The organism is Corallococcus aberystwythensis (assembly GCF_003612165.1).
In the GTDB taxonomy this organism is placed as follows: Bacteria; Myxococcota; Myxococcia; order Myxococcales; family Myxococcaceae; genus Corallococcus; species Corallococcus aberystwythensis.
In genome coordinates, this window is the sequence record NZ_RAWK01000232.1 from 1 (window position 1) to 16,066 (window position 16,066).

The 16,066-nt window shown below is 71.4% G+C and carries 10 protein-coding genes; 3 read left to right on the forward strand and 7 right to left on the reverse strand.

Going from position 1 to position 16,066, the window contains the following annotated elements:
• The 3 genes from D7W81_RS30730 to D7W81_RS30740 form a co-directional block, all read right to left on the reverse strand.
• Nucleotides 1-1,492 (reverse strand): Y-family DNA polymerase (locus tag D7W81_RS30730; RefSeq protein WP_147445676.1); only part of this gene is annotated, 1,492 nt, incomplete at its 3' end.
• Between the two features lie 13 nt (nucleotides 1,493-1,505).
• A complete protein-coding gene (locus D7W81_RS30735; protein ID WP_120558964.1) occupies nucleotides 1,506-2,360 on the reverse strand; it encodes an ImuA family protein in 855 nt (284 codons plus the stop codon).
• Between the two features lie 246 nt (nucleotides 2,361-2,606).
• Complete coding sequence (locus D7W81_RS30740) at nucleotides 2,607-3,824, reverse strand: vWA domain-containing protein (protein WP_120558970.1); 1,218 nt, start codon at nucleotides 3,822-3,824, stop codon at nucleotides 2,607-2,609.
• A gap of 268 nt (nucleotides 3,825-4,092) precedes the next feature.
• On the opposite strand from D7W81_RS30740, the gene lon reads away from it, so the two are divergent.
• A complete protein-coding gene (lon, locus tag D7W81_RS30745) occupies nucleotides 4,093-6,552 on the forward strand; it encodes an endopeptidase La (RefSeq protein ID WP_120558965.1) in 2,460 nt (819 codons plus the stop codon).
• 66 nt (nucleotides 6,553-6,618) lie between these two features.
• Here lon and D7W81_RS30750 read toward each other — a convergent pair whose 3' ends face one another.
• Complete coding sequence (locus tag D7W81_RS30750) at nucleotides 6,619-7,815, reverse strand: cytochrome P450 (RefSeq protein WP_120558971.1); 1,197 nt, start codon at nucleotides 7,813-7,815, stop codon at nucleotides 6,619-6,621.
• 55 nt (nucleotides 7,816-7,870) lie between these two features.
• Between D7W81_RS30750 and D7W81_RS30755 the strand changes: the two genes are divergently transcribed.
• Entirely contained in the window at nucleotides 7,871-8,851 is a 981-nt protein-coding gene (locus tag D7W81_RS30755; RefSeq protein WP_120558972.1) for an aldo/keto reductase, read from the forward strand.
• A 26-nt stretch (nucleotides 8,852-8,877) separates the two neighbouring features.
• Here the strand turns inward: D7W81_RS30755 and D7W81_RS30760 are convergent, their stop codons facing one another.
• The 3 genes from D7W81_RS30760 to D7W81_RS30770 all read right to left on the reverse strand — a co-directional run bounded on the left by D7W81_RS30760 (nucleotide 8,878) and on the right by D7W81_RS30770 (nucleotide 11,918).
• The gene (locus tag D7W81_RS30760) at nucleotides 8,878-9,846 is read right to left on the reverse strand and encodes an FHA domain-containing protein (RefSeq protein ID WP_120558966.1); all 969 of its coding nucleotides are present in this window, start codon (nucleotides 9,844-9,846) and stop codon (nucleotides 8,878-8,880) included.
• On the reverse strand, nucleotides 9,834-11,183 hold the full coding sequence (locus D7W81_RS30765; RefSeq protein ID WP_120558967.1) for a S1 family peptidase: 1,350 nt from the start codon (nucleotides 11,181-11,183) through the stop codon (nucleotides 9,834-9,836). Before D7W81_RS30765 ends, D7W81_RS30760 begins: the two co-directional genes overlap by 13 nt.
• A gap of 66 nt (nucleotides 11,184-11,249) precedes the next feature.
• Nucleotides 11,250-11,918: a hypothetical protein gene (locus tag D7W81_RS30770; RefSeq protein ID WP_120558968.1), complete on the reverse strand. Its 669-nt coding sequence runs from the start codon at nucleotides 11,916-11,918 to the stop codon at nucleotides 11,250-11,252.
• 245 nt (nucleotides 11,919-12,163) lie between these two features.
• Between D7W81_RS30770 and D7W81_RS30775 the strand changes: the two genes are divergently transcribed.
• The coding region (locus tag D7W81_RS30775; RefSeq protein ID WP_147445677.1) for a non-ribosomal peptide synthetase at nucleotides 12,164-16,066 on the forward strand (3,903 nt) is incomplete at its 3' end.

The window sequence follows — 16,066 nt, forward strand, 5'->3', positions numbered from 1 at the left end:
CCCAGGCAGGCCCCAGCCCCTCGAAGTGCACGCGGTAGTAGTCCCGCTGGTACGGGGTGTCCGTCCACCACTCACCACCCAGCCGCTCCGGCCCCGCCATCGCCGTCACCCGGTGCCGCCTTCCCGCGAGCCGCGCCGCCAGCATCTCCCCGGACGCCCCCACCTCCGCCTCCAGCCGGGCCGGCTGGGCCAACAGCCGCGACGGCCGCTCCCGGGCCGCCCCTGCCTCGCGCCAGACGGTGATGGGCGCCGCGGGCTCCGGCGCCCCCTCCGAGGGGGACAACGGGCCTGAAGGCGACAGCAGGCCGCGCCGCGCCTCTGGAGGGTGGAAGGCCTTGGGGGCGTGCGCGGACTCCGGCCGGTGCACCGGCTCCAGGGACGCGGCGAACAGCGCCTCCTCGCCCAGCGTCGTCGCCAGCCGGGACAGCACGCCCTCCAGGGCCGCGTCCCCTTCCGGCGCATCCCCCAGCGCGAGCTGCTGGCCCAGGTCCTCGTCGTGCGCGTCCACCCGCACGGCGACCTCCGCCACCGGCCGCTCCAGCCGCATCTCCCCCAGCCGGTGCCGCGCCAGGTCCAGCAGCAGCTTCGCGCGCGCAGTGGGCCGCGCCAGCAGGAGCGGCACCTCGGCCTCGCCGGTGGGGTCCAGTCGCAACACGAAGGTGAGCCGCACCGCCGCCCGCTGCCGCCCGGAGAGCCGCGCGCCCAGCCGGTCCAACAGCGTCTTGAGCGCGAACTGCACGGGTTCGAAGGTGTCCGCGGGAGCGTCCAGCACCACCCGGTCCTCCAGCGCCTCCTCCAGCGGCTCCGGCGTGAAGGGCGTGTCGTCCACGCCCCGGCACCGCGCGTGGGCCCGGGCCGCGCTCGCGCCTCCGCGCGCCGTCACCGCACCGGCCGGCAGCGCCGCCACCTCCCCCAGCGTGGACAGCCCCAGGACGGAGAAGGCCCGCGCCGCGGCGTCCTCCAGCGCGCCCAGCGGCAGCGGCGCCAGCGCCCGGGCACCCTGCCCCTGGGGCACCACCTCCACCCGCCGGGAGCCATGCCGCGCCAGCACCCGCGAGGTGAACGCCTCCGACGCCACCGTCACGTGCGCCCGGTAGCCCTGCTCGGCGCAGACCTCCAGCACGCGCGCGCCCAGCTCCGGCTCGCCCCCCACCAGGTGCGCCGCGCTCGCGTCGAACCACAGCCCTTCGGGCGCGTCGCGCTGGAAGCCCGGGCACAGGCCGAGCAGCGACTCCCCCAGCGCGGCCAGCGCCTGGGCCTCGTCCTTGGGCCGGTACGGGAAGTGCCGCAGCCCGGGCTCCAGCGCGGTGGCCGCCGTCAGCGTCATCCCCGGCCGCACGCCGGCCTTCAGCGCGCGCGTGGAGGCGAAGGCCACCCGGCGCTGGCCGCGCACCTCCTCCACCAGCACCAGCGGCTGTCCCGCGAGCGCGGGCGATTCAATGACCTTGCGCTGCACCGGGAAGCGCGTGACGTACAGGTAGCCCCTCCGCATGGCCCACCGTCCTTTAGCGGCCGTCCGGCGACAGCGCGTCACCCAGGGAAGGCATGGGCGCGTCGCGGCCGGGACGCTGGCCCAGGATGCCCAGGCCGTTGCGCACGCGGTCTCCCGGGTCGCGGTAGAAGCCCGGCCCCGCGTCCCCCGGTTCCGCCGTGTCCGCGTCCAGCAGCCGCGCCCCGGCATCCAGCCCCACCTCCGGGTAGAGCTCCCGCCAGGGACACACGATGCGCGTCCCCACGCCTCCGCCCCGGCTGCGCTCCAACTCCACGGACCAGCCCTGGACGCCCCGGGCCTCCAGCCGCAGCCGCGCGAGCCCGTCCGCGGGAGCCTCCGGCGACGTCAAGAGCAGCACCAGCGTCCCACCCCGCGCCGCCGCGTCCGCGAGCTTGCGCGCTTCCGTCAACGCCAGCCGCTCCGGACGCCCCGGGGCGCCCACGCCGAGCGTCAGGTCCAGCACCACCGCAGTGAAGGCGCCGCTGCGCGCCAGTTGCACCGTGGACCACACCCGCTGCGCGAAGGCCCGGGGCCGCACGACGAGCAGCCGCTCCAGGTCCACACCCAGCGCCGCCGCGGCGGGGGGATAGAGCTCCCTGGGCCCATCCACCCACGCGCACAAGCGCAGCTCCCGGTGCGCGGACGCCACCGCGCGCAGCGCCAGGCTGGTGCGCCCCGACGCCGCCTCGCCGCACAGCTCCACGGAAGTCCCCAGCGGCAGGCCGCCCTGGGGCAGCAGCGCGTCCACCGCGTCCACACCCGTGCGCAGCACCGACAGCGCGCGACGGGGCGCCGCCTGCAACTGGCGGATCCGTTCGCGCAGCTCCTCCACCACCGCCAACCCCGACCGTTCGATTGCCGCGCCCATGGGGACTCCTCGCCTCGCGCACCCGCGCGCATGAGGCCAGTATCCGAAGCCGTCTGACACCCCAGCAGGCGGCATTCCGGGCGGATGAAACCTGTCGCGTCGGGTGCTCCACTCGACGGGAGCGGTCGGATCCACGCGCTTCACTTCATGCGGCACCGGACATGACAGGTCATGCGAAGGACCACGAAAAAGGGCCCCGCGTGCTTCGCGGGGCCCTCCGGGTGCGACGCGCGGATCAGCTCCGGGCTACCCGGCGCACAGCACCTTCACCTCCACCTTCGTGTCGCCCACGCGGCGCAGGCACGGGCCCAGGAAGAAGATGCGCGCGGAGCGGTCGCCGCTGGGGGGCTCGTAGCGGAAGTCGCCGTTGGCCGCGGTGCACGTCTGCACGGAGCCGTCCGCGCGCGTGACGTTCACCACCGCGAGCCGCGGATCCGGCAGGTTCACCACGGCCACGCTCTGCGCCACCGTGGCCAGATCCGCGATGTCCAGCAGCGTCTGCTGGTAGCTCGGCTTGCAGATGGAATCCAGGTTCGCCCGGGTCGCGTCGAACGCCTTCGCCATGTCGCTCTGCCGGTAGCCCGGACCGTAGGACGTCGGGCAGTCGACGTTGCGCACGTAGGTGGTGTCCCCCACCGTCTCCGTCGTCAGCTCCGCGCGCTTGTCCGTCAGCGCCACCGGCCCGATGGTCGCCCACAGCACCTCGCGCGACGCGCCCCGGCTGTCACGCAGGCCCTGGAAGGCCTGGTAGTACTCCGACACCGGCGTGAGCTTGTCCCCCTGCGCGGTGCACGAGTCCACGGCCGTGTCCTGCCCCAGGAACACCGGGGGCGGCCGCTCCTTGGAGCTGCAGTCCTCCTCGTCGGACACCACCACCACCAGCAGGCGGGCGTCGTCCCGGAGGAAGCCTCCGTTGCCTCCTTCCGCCAGCGGCTGGGCGGCCAGGGGCGAGGCGACCGCCAGGCGCACCGCCTCGAAGGGCGACTCCTGACCACTGCCGGACGTTCCCTGATCCACCAGGCGCTGGAACTTGGGCAGCAGCAGCGGATCCGAGCTCTCGATGAAGCGCTCGGCGGTGGGCTGGTTTGATTCGTCCCTCACCGGCTGCAGCTTTCCCTCCTGATCAGGAAAGGAGCGGATGAGGTCCACGCCGTCGCCCAGCAGCTGGCGCTGGTACACGGAGGTGGTGATGACCCCCACGCGGAAGTCCTGGGCCACGCCGCTGCCCTCCTTCAGCGCGGCCAGGAAGGCAGGCAACTCCGTCGCGATGCCCTGCTGCTCCTCCCGCATGGAGCCGGAGTTGTCGATGACGAAGAGGATGTCCGTCTTCTGGGGCGCCACCACCGGCGGCGTCGCCTCGCAGGCGTCCGGCACGGTGGAGCCTTCGTCGTCCACGGGAGAGTGGCATCCGAGCGCCAGGAGCGCGGACAGCGACATCAGGTGGGCGCAGGTGTGGAGCTTCACATCGGCCTCCAGTGCGGGGGCGCGCTCGCGCACCGCATCAAGCGTGAGAGGGGGGCGAGCATGCCCCACCCCTTCGCCGGACGCGAGACTTCTGGGCCGTTAAAGGAGGAGCGTCGTACAGCCGACGAGGCACGGAAATAACGCACATCGCGTTTGCCATGTCCGGTTTGGTTGTTACGTTGGTTCATCCGTCACAGAAAACAACCGGATGGTTCACCGGCCCGGCCGCTTGCTGACCGGGTTCAAGCAAGGAAGAGGCCGAACTCCCATGTCTGACGAGAAGAAGAAGGGCACCGCGGCCAGCGCCATGCCCACCGCGATGGCTCCTCCGGGGCTCATCAACAAGGAAGACATCCCGCAGGTGCTGCCCATCCTGCCGCTTCGCAACAGTGTCTTCTTCCCCGGCGGCGTGCTGCCCCTGGCCGTCGGCCGCCAGAAGACGATCGCGCTGATCAAGGACGCCGTGCGTGACGACCAGGTCATCGGCGTCGTGACGCAGCGCCGCGCCGAGGAAGAGGATCCGGGCGCGTCCGACCTTTACACGATGGGCACCGTCGCCCGCATCGTGAAGCTGCTGAAGATGGGCGAGGACAACTACTCGCTCGTGGTCCAGGGCCTCGCGCGCTTCCGCGTGATGGAGCTGGTGCAGGAAGCCCCCTACCTGAAGGCCCGCGTCGACGCGGTGGAGGACAAGACCTCCTCCGAGAACGTCGAAGTGGAGGCCCTGGGCATCAACCTGAAGAAGCTGGCGCGCGAGGTCATCGAGCTGATGCCCGAGCTGCCCGCCGCCGCCACGGAGCTGGTGGAGAGCATCACGCACCCGGGCCACCTGGCGGACCTCATCGCCGCCAACGTGGACGTGCCCATCGAGGAGAAGCAGGCCGTGCTGGAGACGGTCGACCTCAAGGCGCGCATGAAGCTCGTCCTGGAGCTGCTCAACCGCAAGCGCGAGATCCTCAAGCTCTCCAACAAGATCGACTCCGCCGTGAAGGGCGAGATGTCGAAGACCCAGCGCGAGTACTACCTGCGCCAGCAGCTCAAGGCGATCAAGGAAGAGCTCGGCGAGATGGGCGAGGAGGAGGAGGAGCTCGACGAACTGCAGGAGCGCCTGAAGAAGGCCGCCCTGCCCCCCGAGGTGGAGAAGGTCGCCCAGAAGGAGCTCAACCGCCTCAAGACGATCCCGGCGGCCTCCAGCGAGTACACCGTCGCGCGCACCTACCTGGATTGGATCGCGGACCTGCCGTGGTCGAAGATCAGCGAGGACAACCTCGACATCGAGAACGCGCGCCAGCAGCTGGACAAGGATCACTTCGGCATCAAGAAGGTGAAGAAGCGCATCCTGGAGTACCTGGCCGTCCGCAAGCTGAAGAACGACATGCGCGGGCCCATCCTGTGCCTCGTCGGTCCCCCGGGCGTCGGCAAGACGTCGCTGGGCCAGAGCGTGGCCAAGGCCACCGGCCGCAAGTTCGTGCGCCTGTCCCTGGGCGGCGTGCGTGACGAGGCCGAAATCCGTGGCCACCGCCGCACCTACGTGGGCGCGCTGCCGGGCCGCTTCATCCAGAGCATGAAGAAGGCCGGGACGAAGAACCCGGTCATGATGCTGGACGAAATCGACAAGCTGGGCGCGGACTTCCGCGGCGACCCGAGCGCGGCGCTGCTGGAGGTGCTGGACCCGGAGCAGAACAGCACGTTCAGCGACCACTACCTGGACGTGGCGTTCGACCTGTCGAAGGTCATGTTCGTCGCCACGGCGAACCAGCTCGACCCCATCCCCGGGCCGCTCCGGGACCGCATGGAGATCATCGAGCTGACGGGCTACACGTTCGAGGAGAAGCAGGCCATTGCCCGCATCCACCTCGTGCCGAAGCAGCTCAGGGAGCACGGCCTGTCCGGGGACCACATCGAGGTGCAGGACGAGGCGTTGCTCATCCTGACCACGTCGTACACCCGCGAGGCGGGCGTGCGTAACCTGGAGCGCCGCATCGCGGACATCTGCCGCGCGGTGGCGGTGGAGGTGGCCGGCGGCAAGATGGACAAGCAGGTCATCGGCGCGGAGCGCGTGAAGGAGATCCTCGGGCCCGAGATGTTCTACTCGGAGGTCGCGGAGCGCACGGAGGTTCCCGGTGTGGCGACGGGCCTCGCGTGGACCGCGGCGGGTGGCGACCTGCTCTTCATCGAAGCGACCAAGATGGCGGGCAAGGGCGGCATGACCCTCACCGGCCAGCTGGGCGACGTGATGAAGGAGTCCGCCACGGCGGCGCTGAGCTACCTGCGCAGCAAGGCGGAGGCGCTCGGCATCCCGCCCAACTTCCTGGAGAAGACGGACATCCACCTGCACTTCCCCGCGGGCTCCATCCCCAAGGATGGTCCTTCGGCCGGCGTCACCATCCTGACCGCGCTCACCAGCCTGCTCACGGGCATCCGGGTGCGGCACGACACGGCGATGACGGGCGAGGCCACGCTGCGTGGCCTGGTGCTGCCGGTGGGCGGCATCAAGGAGAAGGTCCTGGCGGCGCACCGCGCGGGCATCAAGCGCGTCATCCTGCCGGAGCGTTGCCGCAAGGACCTCATCGACGTGCCGGATCAGGCGAAGAACGAGCTGGAGTTCATCTTCGCCACGCACATGGACGACGTCCTCAAGGCGGCCATGGAGACGTCTCCCTTCAAGGAGGGAGCGCTCCCCGCGGCCACCTCCACGGACACGCCTCCGGCGGAAGTCCGGGCGTAGCGCTCGGCTTCAGCACCTGAAGTGACGCGGGCAGGTTCCTTCACGGGGACCTGCCCGTCGTCTTTTTCAGAGCGGGTGCAGGACGAGCGGCAGCGTGGCGGGCCCGCGCACCACCAGCGTGCGATGCCACGTCATGGGCTCCGGGCCAGCCTGCAGGTGGCGGAAGGCGTCCAGCAGCGCCTCCAGGGCCAGGCGTCCCTCCATGCGCGCCAGCTGCGCCCCCAGGCAGAAATGGACGCCGTGGCCGAAGGGCAGGTTCTGCGGGCCGGGGCGGGACAGGTTGAAGCGGTCGCCGTCCGGGAAGTGCGCGTCGTCATGCGCGGCGGAGCCCAGGAGCACCAGCACCGGAGCGCCCTTGGGCAGGCTCACCCCGCCCAGCTCCACCGCCTCCGTGGTGAGGCGCGGCGCGGCCTGGGCGGGCGGCTCGAAGCGCAGCACCTCGTCGATGAAGGCCGGGATGCGCGAGCGGTCCGCGCGCAGCTGGGCCCAGATCTCCGGGTGCTCCCGCAGCACGACGAGCGACGCGCCCAGCAGGTGCACCACCGTCTCGATGCCGCCCACCAGCAGAAGGGCCATGAACGCGATGAGCTCGTCCCTGGACAGCGCCTCGCCGTCCACGCGGGCCTGTTGCAGCTCGCTGACCAGATCCGTGCCGGGCGCGCGGGCGCGGGCGTCCAGCACCTCGCCGAAGTACTGGCGCAGCTCCGCCACCGCGTCGCGGGCCCGCTGCTTGCGGTCCTCCTCCTCCGGCCGGACGGTGGTGACGCCGCCCGTGATCAGGTCCGCCCACTGCTTCAGGCGCGCGGCGCGCGTGGGGTCCAGGCCCAGGAGGTCGCTGATGACGGCGGCGGGAATGCGCAGGGCGTACGGAGGCATCAGGTCCACCGGCACGCCCCGGGGCAGCTCCGCCACCGCCTGCCGGCAAATGTCGCGCACGCGGGGCTCCAGCCGGGCCATGGCCTGTGCGCCGAAGGCCTTCTGCACCAGCACCCGCAGGCGGCCGTGCTGGGGCGGATCCATCGTCAGCATGGACTCGGAGAAGGGATTGCCGCCCAGCCACGGCGGGTTGGTGGCCACGCGGAAGCCCTGCGAGGAGAAGCGCTGGGGGTCCTTGAGGACGCGCAGCACGTCCTCATGGCGCGACACGGCCCACATGCCACCGGGCTCCACCTGACACACGGGGGCCTCGCGGCGCATGCGGGCGTAGGTGGGATAGGGGTTGGCCTTCACTTCCGGCGACAGGAGGTTGAAGCGCTCGCTCATGCTGGGCATACGCAAGCAGCGAACGAAGCTGGCACTGCACGCGAAGGAGCGGACCATGAAGTACGCCAACCTGGGACACACGGGCCTGCGGGTCTCCCGCATCTGCCTGGGCTGCATGAGCTACGGCACCCCGAAGTGGCGCCCGTGGGTGCTGGACGAGGAGGCCTCGCAGCCCTTCTTCCGCCGCGCGGTGGAGCTGGGCGTCACCTTCTTCGACACCGCGAACATGTACTCGGACGGCGTCAGCGAGGAGGTCACGGGCCGCGCGCTGCGCAAGTACGCGAAGATGGATGAGGTGGTGCTGGCGACGAAGGTCTACTTCCCCACCGGCAGCGGCCAGAACGAGCGGGGCCTGTCGCGCAAGGCGATTACGCAGGCGTGCGAGGCGAGCCTCAAGCGGCTGGGCGTGGACACCATCGACCTCTATCAAATCCACCGGATGGACCCGAACACGCCCATCGAGGAGACGCTGTCCGCGTTGGATCAGCTCGTGCGCCAGGGCAAGGTGCGCTACCTGGGCGCCAGCTCCGCGTACGCGTGGCAGTTCATGCGCGCGCTCAGCGTGTCCGAGCGCAATGGCTGGGCGCGCTTCGTGTCCATGCAGAACCACTACAACCTCGTCTACCGCGAGGAGGAGCGGGAGATGCTGCCCCTCTGCGAGGCGGAGGGCGTGGGCGTCATCCCCTGGTCGCCGCTGGCGCGGGGGCTGCTGGCGGGTTCACGCAAGTCACTGGACGACAAGGAGTCCACGACGCGCGCGGGCTCCGACACGCTGTCGCCCATCCTCTACAACCAGCCCGGGGACTGGGACGTGGTGGAGGCGGTGAAGCAGGTGGCGGAAGCGCGCAAGGCCCCGCCCGCGCAGGTGTCGCTGGCGTGGCTGTTGTCCAAGCCCGTCGTCACCGCGCCCATCATCGGCGCGACGAAGCCCGAGCACCTGGAGGACGCGGTGAAGGCCGTGAGCCTCAAGCTCACGCCCGAAGAGGTGAAGGCGCTGGAGGCCCCCTACAAGCCGCACGCGGTGCGCGGCCTGTAGCGCGGTGCCACCCGGTGGACGCGCCTTCAGCGCTCCTTCGTGAGCGCGTCCACCTTCTTCTCCAGCGGCTTCGTGTCCTCGAAGAACGAATCCATGGAGTGCGCCGGGGCCACGCGCAGCACCGGCGGCAGGAGCGACCGGGGGAACTCCAGCGCTTCACTGAAGGGCTCGTTGCCCAGGAGCTCCGTCACGTTCGTCAGCACCAGCACGCCCACCGACGCGATGACGAGCCCGCGCACCACCCGCTTCGCGCTCCAGCGCGTCACGTAGCGCAGGTGCCAGTAGAGCCCCCACCCCACCAGCCCCAGCATGGCCAGCGTGCGCACCGAGCCCAGCCACGCGCCCAGCGAGAAGCTGAAGCTGAACAGCGCGAACAGGGGCGGCGCCACCGCGAAGCCCAAGAGCAGCAGCGCGCCAATGGTGGCGTGCACCCGGAAGTGGAAGCTGCGGCGCGCGATGCGGCTTGCCAGCGACCAGCCTCCGGCCCACAAGAGCGCCAGGCCCACCGGCACCACGCTGGCCAGCAGCAGGTCGCCCCAGTCCGTCTTCTGGAACTGGGTCACCCGCTCGGAGATGAAGGACGTGGCCACCAGCGCCTGCATCGCCAGCGCGAAGGCGCGGGGACGCTCGAAGAGGCGCTCGCGCGCGGAGGCGGGCGCTTCGTTGACGACGGTCTCCTCCACCACGAAGTTGCGCGGCCGGAAGCGCAGCACCGTGTCGCCCACGGCCACGCGGGTGTCCGGGGTGATGACCAGCTCCTTCAGCGCCGCCCAGGGCTCCACGCTGAAGGTGCCGTTGACGCTGCCCACGTCATGCAGCACCACCGCGCCGTCCTCGCGCCGCTCCAGACGCAGGTGTTCGGCGGAGACCTTGGGGTCGTCCAGGATGATGTCGTTGGCGTAGCCGCGCCCCACCGTCACCGGCAGCTTGTCCAGCCGGTGGCGTGAGTGGACGGCGTCCCCTTCCAGCACCTCCAGGAAGATCACTTCGTCCACGACAGCCCCTCCAGGTAGCGGCGCGCCAGCTTGCGCGCGTTCTCCGCGGAGAAGCCGCCCAGCGTGAGGCTGGTGTCCACGCCGTGCGTGGTCGCGTTCAGCGTGGCCGCGCGCAGCACCAGGTCGTAGAGGCCCGGGAAGCGGCGGTAGGCACGCAGGCAGATGGCGGCGCGCACCGTGAGGCCCTTCACGTCCACGAACTCCGACTTGCAGCGGAAGTTGGTGACGTCCTCGCGCGTGGCGGCCACCGCGTCCGGGTCCTGCGAGAAGAGCGTGCTGTAGAGCGCGGAGAAGCGCATCGCGCCCAGCTTCTGGCTTTCGACGTGCTGGTGCAGGTACGTCACCACGCCCGTGCGGTGGCTGGAGGACAGGAAGATGTCCTCCTCGGAGGAGCACTGGTAGCTCGTCACCGTGTAGGGCGTCTCCGGATCATGCGGCGTGTCGCCCCAGCACTTGAGGAACGGGCTCCAGCGGCCGGGGACGCGGTACTCCCCCAGCGACTGCTTCGGCAGGTCCGTGGCCATCAGCCGGTCGGTGATGCGCTGCTGGTTGGCCATCAGCTGGTCCTTCACGGACGTCATCAGCGCGGCAGGGTCCGGAGGAGCGCTCTGCTCCAGCGCCCGGTCCAGCAGCGTCCGCGCGCGCACCACCGGCACGAGGAAGCCCACCTGGTTGCCCATGGTGGCCACGTTGACGCCCACGACGCCGCCCTCGCCGCTGAGCGTGGGACCGCCGCTCATGCCGGGGTTGATGGCACCAGAGAAGTGCACGCGCTCATAGAGGGCGTCGCGCACCAGGCCGTTGTACGTGCCCTCCACGATGGTGGTGCCCAGGTCGCGCGGGTTGCCCATGGCGAACAGGCGCGTGCCCTGCGGCGGCTCGTGCTCCTCCAGCTTGAAGTAGTCGCTGACGGGCGCGTCCATCTGGATGACCGCCAGGTCGCTCGCCACGTCCACTGCGAGCAGGCGCACCGGCACCGTCGCGTCGCCCCGGTCCAGCTCCGCGGTGTAGTCCTCCGGGTGGAGCACCAGGTCGGAGACGACGTGGTAGTTCGTGAGGGCGTGGCCCTTCGCGCTCACGAAGAACGCGGAGCCGATGGAGGACTTCGTGCCGGAGCGGCGCTCGATGATGCGCACCTGCGCGACGCGGCCCTGGATGCGGCGGAACAGCTCGTGCGTGGCCGGGGGCAGCGAGGCCACCGGCAGGGGCGGCACCACCGCGTCCGCGACGCCAGCATCCGGCACCGGAAGGACCGGCGGGGCTTGCGGCGACGCCGAGGGCTCCGGAGGGGCCGCGGGCCCCTGCGCGAGCGCGGCGACAAGGAGGAGGGAGAACATGGGCGGTGGCACCGTAGCCCACCGCGAGCCCCGCCGGGGGACGCTGTCGCCCCCTGTTGAAGGGCCCTACGAAGCGGCCGGGCCCTCTCCCTGCCGGCGGCGGCGCCACGCCGCGTAGGACACCAGCAGCGCTCCCGCCAGCGTGCCCGCCAGCGCCCCCGCGAGCCGCCGCGATAGGACGCCCGTCACCGGGGCCTCCATGCGGAACGTCTCCAGCGAGGCGCGCACCCCGGGAGCCAGGGCGTCCCAGCGGGCGGCGGGCGCGCTGACCGTCACCACGGCGTGGCGGCCTTCGGAGGCCAGCCCCGTCACCAGCACCGTGCGCACCTGCCCTGCCTCACGCAGCGTCCCCAGCACCTCCACCCGGGGCACCGGCCCGCCCACCCGGTCCACCCGCTCCGGCGTCAGCGCCAGGCCCAGCTCCCGCTGGAAGTGCTGGACCACGGCGGTGGAGAAGGCGTCGCGCTCCGAGGGGCTGGCGGAGAAGCCTCCATCCACCACGGCGATGAGGAACGTGGCGGCGTCCGGCCCCTCCCCGTCCGCCAGCGCCGCGGACAGGCCGCGCGTGCGCACGCCATCCTCCGATACCGCGCCCACGTGCGAGCCGGTGTAGCGCTCCCAGCGTGTCATCCGGAACGCGTCCGGAGGACGGAAGCTGTAACCGTCCCGCCGCAGCTCCGTACCGAGCGCGCCGGACAGCGACAGCCACACACCGGTGAGCACGGACAGGAGCATGTCCCCATCCTAGCGCGTCGCGCGTTGACTGAAACGTCACCCTACCGCCGCGCTCGTGTCAGAGCCGTGAGCAATGATTCCGGCTGTTCCGCGTAACAGCGGTGTTCACGGATTATTTCAAATCCGCAGTGTTCCATTTTTACTTGACTGGATATGGCTAAGACCGCCACTGTCCGGCCGGGGAATGCAGCAAGAGCTTGCAGGTGACGCCGCTCTCGGTGACGCCTGCGAATGGGGATGCTCGGATGTTTGGGACCGACACGGCTGTGTCTCGATGGCCGCTGACCGCAGCACAACGGGGTGTCTGGGTTGCCCAGCAGCTGGATCCCTCGAATCCCCGCTACAACTGCGGCGCCTGGCTGGAGATCCACGGGCCCGTGGATGTCTCACTTCTGAGACAGGCGGTTGCGGAGACTGTCTGCGAAACAGAAACCCTACGGGTTTGTTTCACCGAGACGGATGACGGTCCCTGTCAGGTCCTGTCTTCACTCGAATCCGTCCCCATGGATGTGGTGGACGTGAGCGCGGAGGCGGATCCCCGGCAGTCCGCCGAATCATGGATGCGAGCCGACCTCTCACGTCCGGTGGACCTGACCCGCGCTCCCCTCTTCCACCACGCCTTCTTCCAGGCGGGACCGGAGCGCGGCTTCTTCTACGTCCGCTACCACCACATCCTCATGGACGGCTTTGGCCAGACGCTCCACTGGCGGCGGGTGGCCCAGCGCTACTCCGCGCTCGTGGGGCATCCGCCGGAGGAGCTGCCCGCGTTCGCGCCGCTGTCCGCGCTGTTGGAGGAGGAGGCGTCCTATCTCTCCTCGCCGCAGGCCGGGCGTGACCGGAGCTACTGGCAGGACGCGTTCGCCTCGCCTCCGGAGCCGGGCCGCCTGACGACGCCGGCGACGCTGGCGTCCCGCGGGCTCCTGCGCCGGACCGCGCACCTGTCCCCGGGCACGCTGGAAGCGCTGCGCACGGCGGCCTCGCGGGAGCAGACGCGCTGGTCGGTCATCGCCATCGCGGCGACGGCGGCCTGGATGCACCGGATGACGGGCGCGGAGGACGTGGTGCTCGCGCTGCCCGTCACGGGCCGGCTCACGGCCGCGTCGCGTGTGACGCCCTGCATGCTCGCCAACGAGCTGCCCCTGCGCCTGACGGTGCCCGCCGGCTCCAGCCTCCAGGCCCTGGTGAAGCAGGTCTCCTCCCAGGTGGGCCGGCTGCTGATGCACCAGCGCTACCGGGGCGAGGACCTGCAGCACGCGCTGCGGCTGAAGGGCCAGGAGGCCAGCGCCACCGGCCCGGTGGTCAACGTCGTGTCCTTCGATCACGCGGTGCGCTTCGGCGCGCACGCCACGACCGCGCACTACCTGTCCTCCGGGCCGGTGAAGGACCTGCTGCTCGGGTTCTACGGCCGCACGGACGGCTCCGACGTGCAGCTCTACCTGGACGCGAACCCGGAGCTGTACAGCGCGGACGACATCGCCGGGCACCAGCGCCGGTTCCTCGGCTTCCTGGAGCGGTTCGCGCTCGCGGAGCCCTCCCAGCCCGTGGACCGCCTGGACCTGCTGCTCGACGGGGAGCGCCAGCACCTGGTGGAGGGCCTCAACGCCACGAAGCGTCCGCATGACCTGACGCGGCCCCTGCACGAGCTCATCGACGCGCAGGCCCGCGGGACCCCCGACGCGGTGGCCGCCGCCGTGGCTGGCAGCGCCCTGACGTACCGGGAGCTGAACGCACGGGCGGACCGGCTGGCGGCGCACCTGCGCGAGCGCGGTGTCACGGGCGGCCAGCACGTGGGCGTGTTCGAGGAACGCTCGCTGGAGCTGGTGGTGGGTTTGCTGGCCATCCTCAAGGCTGGCGGCGCCTACGTGCCGTTGGATCCGGAGCTGCCGCGCGCCCGCCTGGAGTTCCAGGTGAAGGACGCGGGCCTGCGCGTGGTGCTCACCCGCTCCACGCTGGCGGCCAGGCTGGACGGCCTGCACGTCGCGGCCCTGGCCGTGGACACGCTGCTGCCCACGCTGCCCACCCCCTCCGCGCCGCTGGCCCGGACGGCGGGCCCGGAGGACACGGCCTACGTCATCTACACGTCCGGCTCCACCGGTCAGCCCAAGGGCGTCGCGGTGCCGCACCGGGGCGTCGTCAACCGGCTCCTGTGGATGCAGGACACCTACCGCCTGGGCCCGGACGACACGGTGTTGCAGAAGACGCCGTTCACGTTCGACGTGTCGGTGTGGGAGTTCTTCTGGCCGCTGCTCGTGGGCAGCCGGCTGTTCCTCGCGGCCCCTGGCGGCCACAAGGATCCGCGCTACCTGGCGAGGACGATCCGCGACGAGGCCGTCACCACGCTGCACTTCGTCCCGCCCATGCTGGACCTGTTCCTGGCGGAGCCCGAAGCCACCACCGTCACGGGCCTGCGGCAGGTGATGTGCAGCGGCGAGGCCCTCAAGCCGGAGACGGTCCGCGCCTTCTTCGACACCTTCCCCCGCGAGCGGTGCGGCATCGGGCTGCACAACCTGTACGGCCCCACGGAGGCGTCCATCGACGTGACGGCCTGGGCCTGCGCGCCCGAGGACGCCACGGGTCCCATCCCCATCGGGCGGCCGGTGGACAACACGGCCATCTACCTGCTCGACCGGAGCGGCCAGCTCACGCCGCCCGGCGTTCCCGGCGAGCTGTACATCGGCGGCGTCCAGGTGGCGCGCGGCTACGTCAACCGCCCGGAGCTGACGCGCGAGCGCTTCGTCCCCGACCCCTTCTCCTCCGAGCCCGGCGCCCGCATGTACCGGACGGGGGACCTCGCTCGGCACCGGCCGGATGGCGCCATCGAGTACCTGGGCCGGCTGGACTTCCAGGTGAAGCTGCGCGGCTTCCGCATCGAGCTGGGGGAGATTGAGTCCGTCCTGCTGGCGCATCCGGCGCTGGAGGGGGCCATCGTCACCACCTGGGAGCGCACCCGGGGAGATCGCCGGCTGGTGGCGCACGTGGTGGCGAAGCCGGGCGTCCACGCCCCCACGCCCCGCGAGCTGACGGACTTCGTGGCCCAGCGGCTCCCGGAGTACATGGTGCCCGCGCACCTGCTCGTGCTGGACGCGCTGCCCCTGTCCTCGAACGGGAAGATCGACCGGCGCGCCCTGCCCGCCCCCGTCCTCGAGTCCTCCGGTCCCGGCGAGGCGCCCTCCACGCCTCACGAAGTCCAGCTGCACGCCGTCTGGAAGGCCGTGCTGGGACGCGAGCACGTGGGCCTGGACGACTCGTTCTTCGCGCTGGGCGGCGACTCCATGCTCAGCATCCGCGTGCGCGCGGCGCTGGAGAAGGAGGGGCTGACCTTCCACGTCCAGGACCTGTTCCGCCACCCGACGCTGCGCGAGCTGGCGAAGCAGCTCCACCCGCTGGACGGCACGGGCCACCGGCGCGAGCACGCGGCGCCCTTCTCCCTGCTGCGCGAGGCGGATCGCGTCCGCCTGCCGGCGGGCCTGGAGGACGCCTACCCGCTGAGCGCGATGCAGGCGGGCATGCTCTTCCACGCGGAGTTCGACGACGCGACGGCCGTCTACCGCGTGGTGACCAGCCTCCACGTCGGCGCGCGCTTCGATGAAGCGGCCCTGCGGGGCGCGCTGACGGACACCTTCCGCCGCCACCCGGCGCTGAGAAGCTCGTTCGATCTGTCCACGTACTCGGAGCCGCTCCAGCTGGTGCACCCGGAGGTCGTGGTGCCCCTGCGCGTGGCGGAGGACTGGAGCGCGCTGGATGCGGAAGGCCTCCGCACGACGCTCCAGGCGTGGATCGACCGGGAGAAGTTCCGCCGCTTCGACCCTGCCTCGCCCCCGCTGCTCGCCTTCACCGTGCACCCGCGCGGCGTGAACGGCTTCCAGCTCTCCGTCGTGGAGCACCACGTCGTGCTGGATGGCTGGAGCGACGGGGCGATGCTGGAGGAGATCATCACCCGCTACCGCACCCGGCTCGCGGGCGAGGAGCTGTGGCTGCCCGCGGTGGCGTCGCGCTACCGCGACTTCGTGGCGGAGGAGCGCCGCACGGTCGCGAACTCCGAGTCCCGCCGCTTCTGGACGGACCTGCTCCAGGGCGTCGAGCCCTGCCTGCTGCCCCGCCTGCCCCCGCCCCCGGGCGCGGCGCCATGGAGCAGGTCCGTCCAGAAG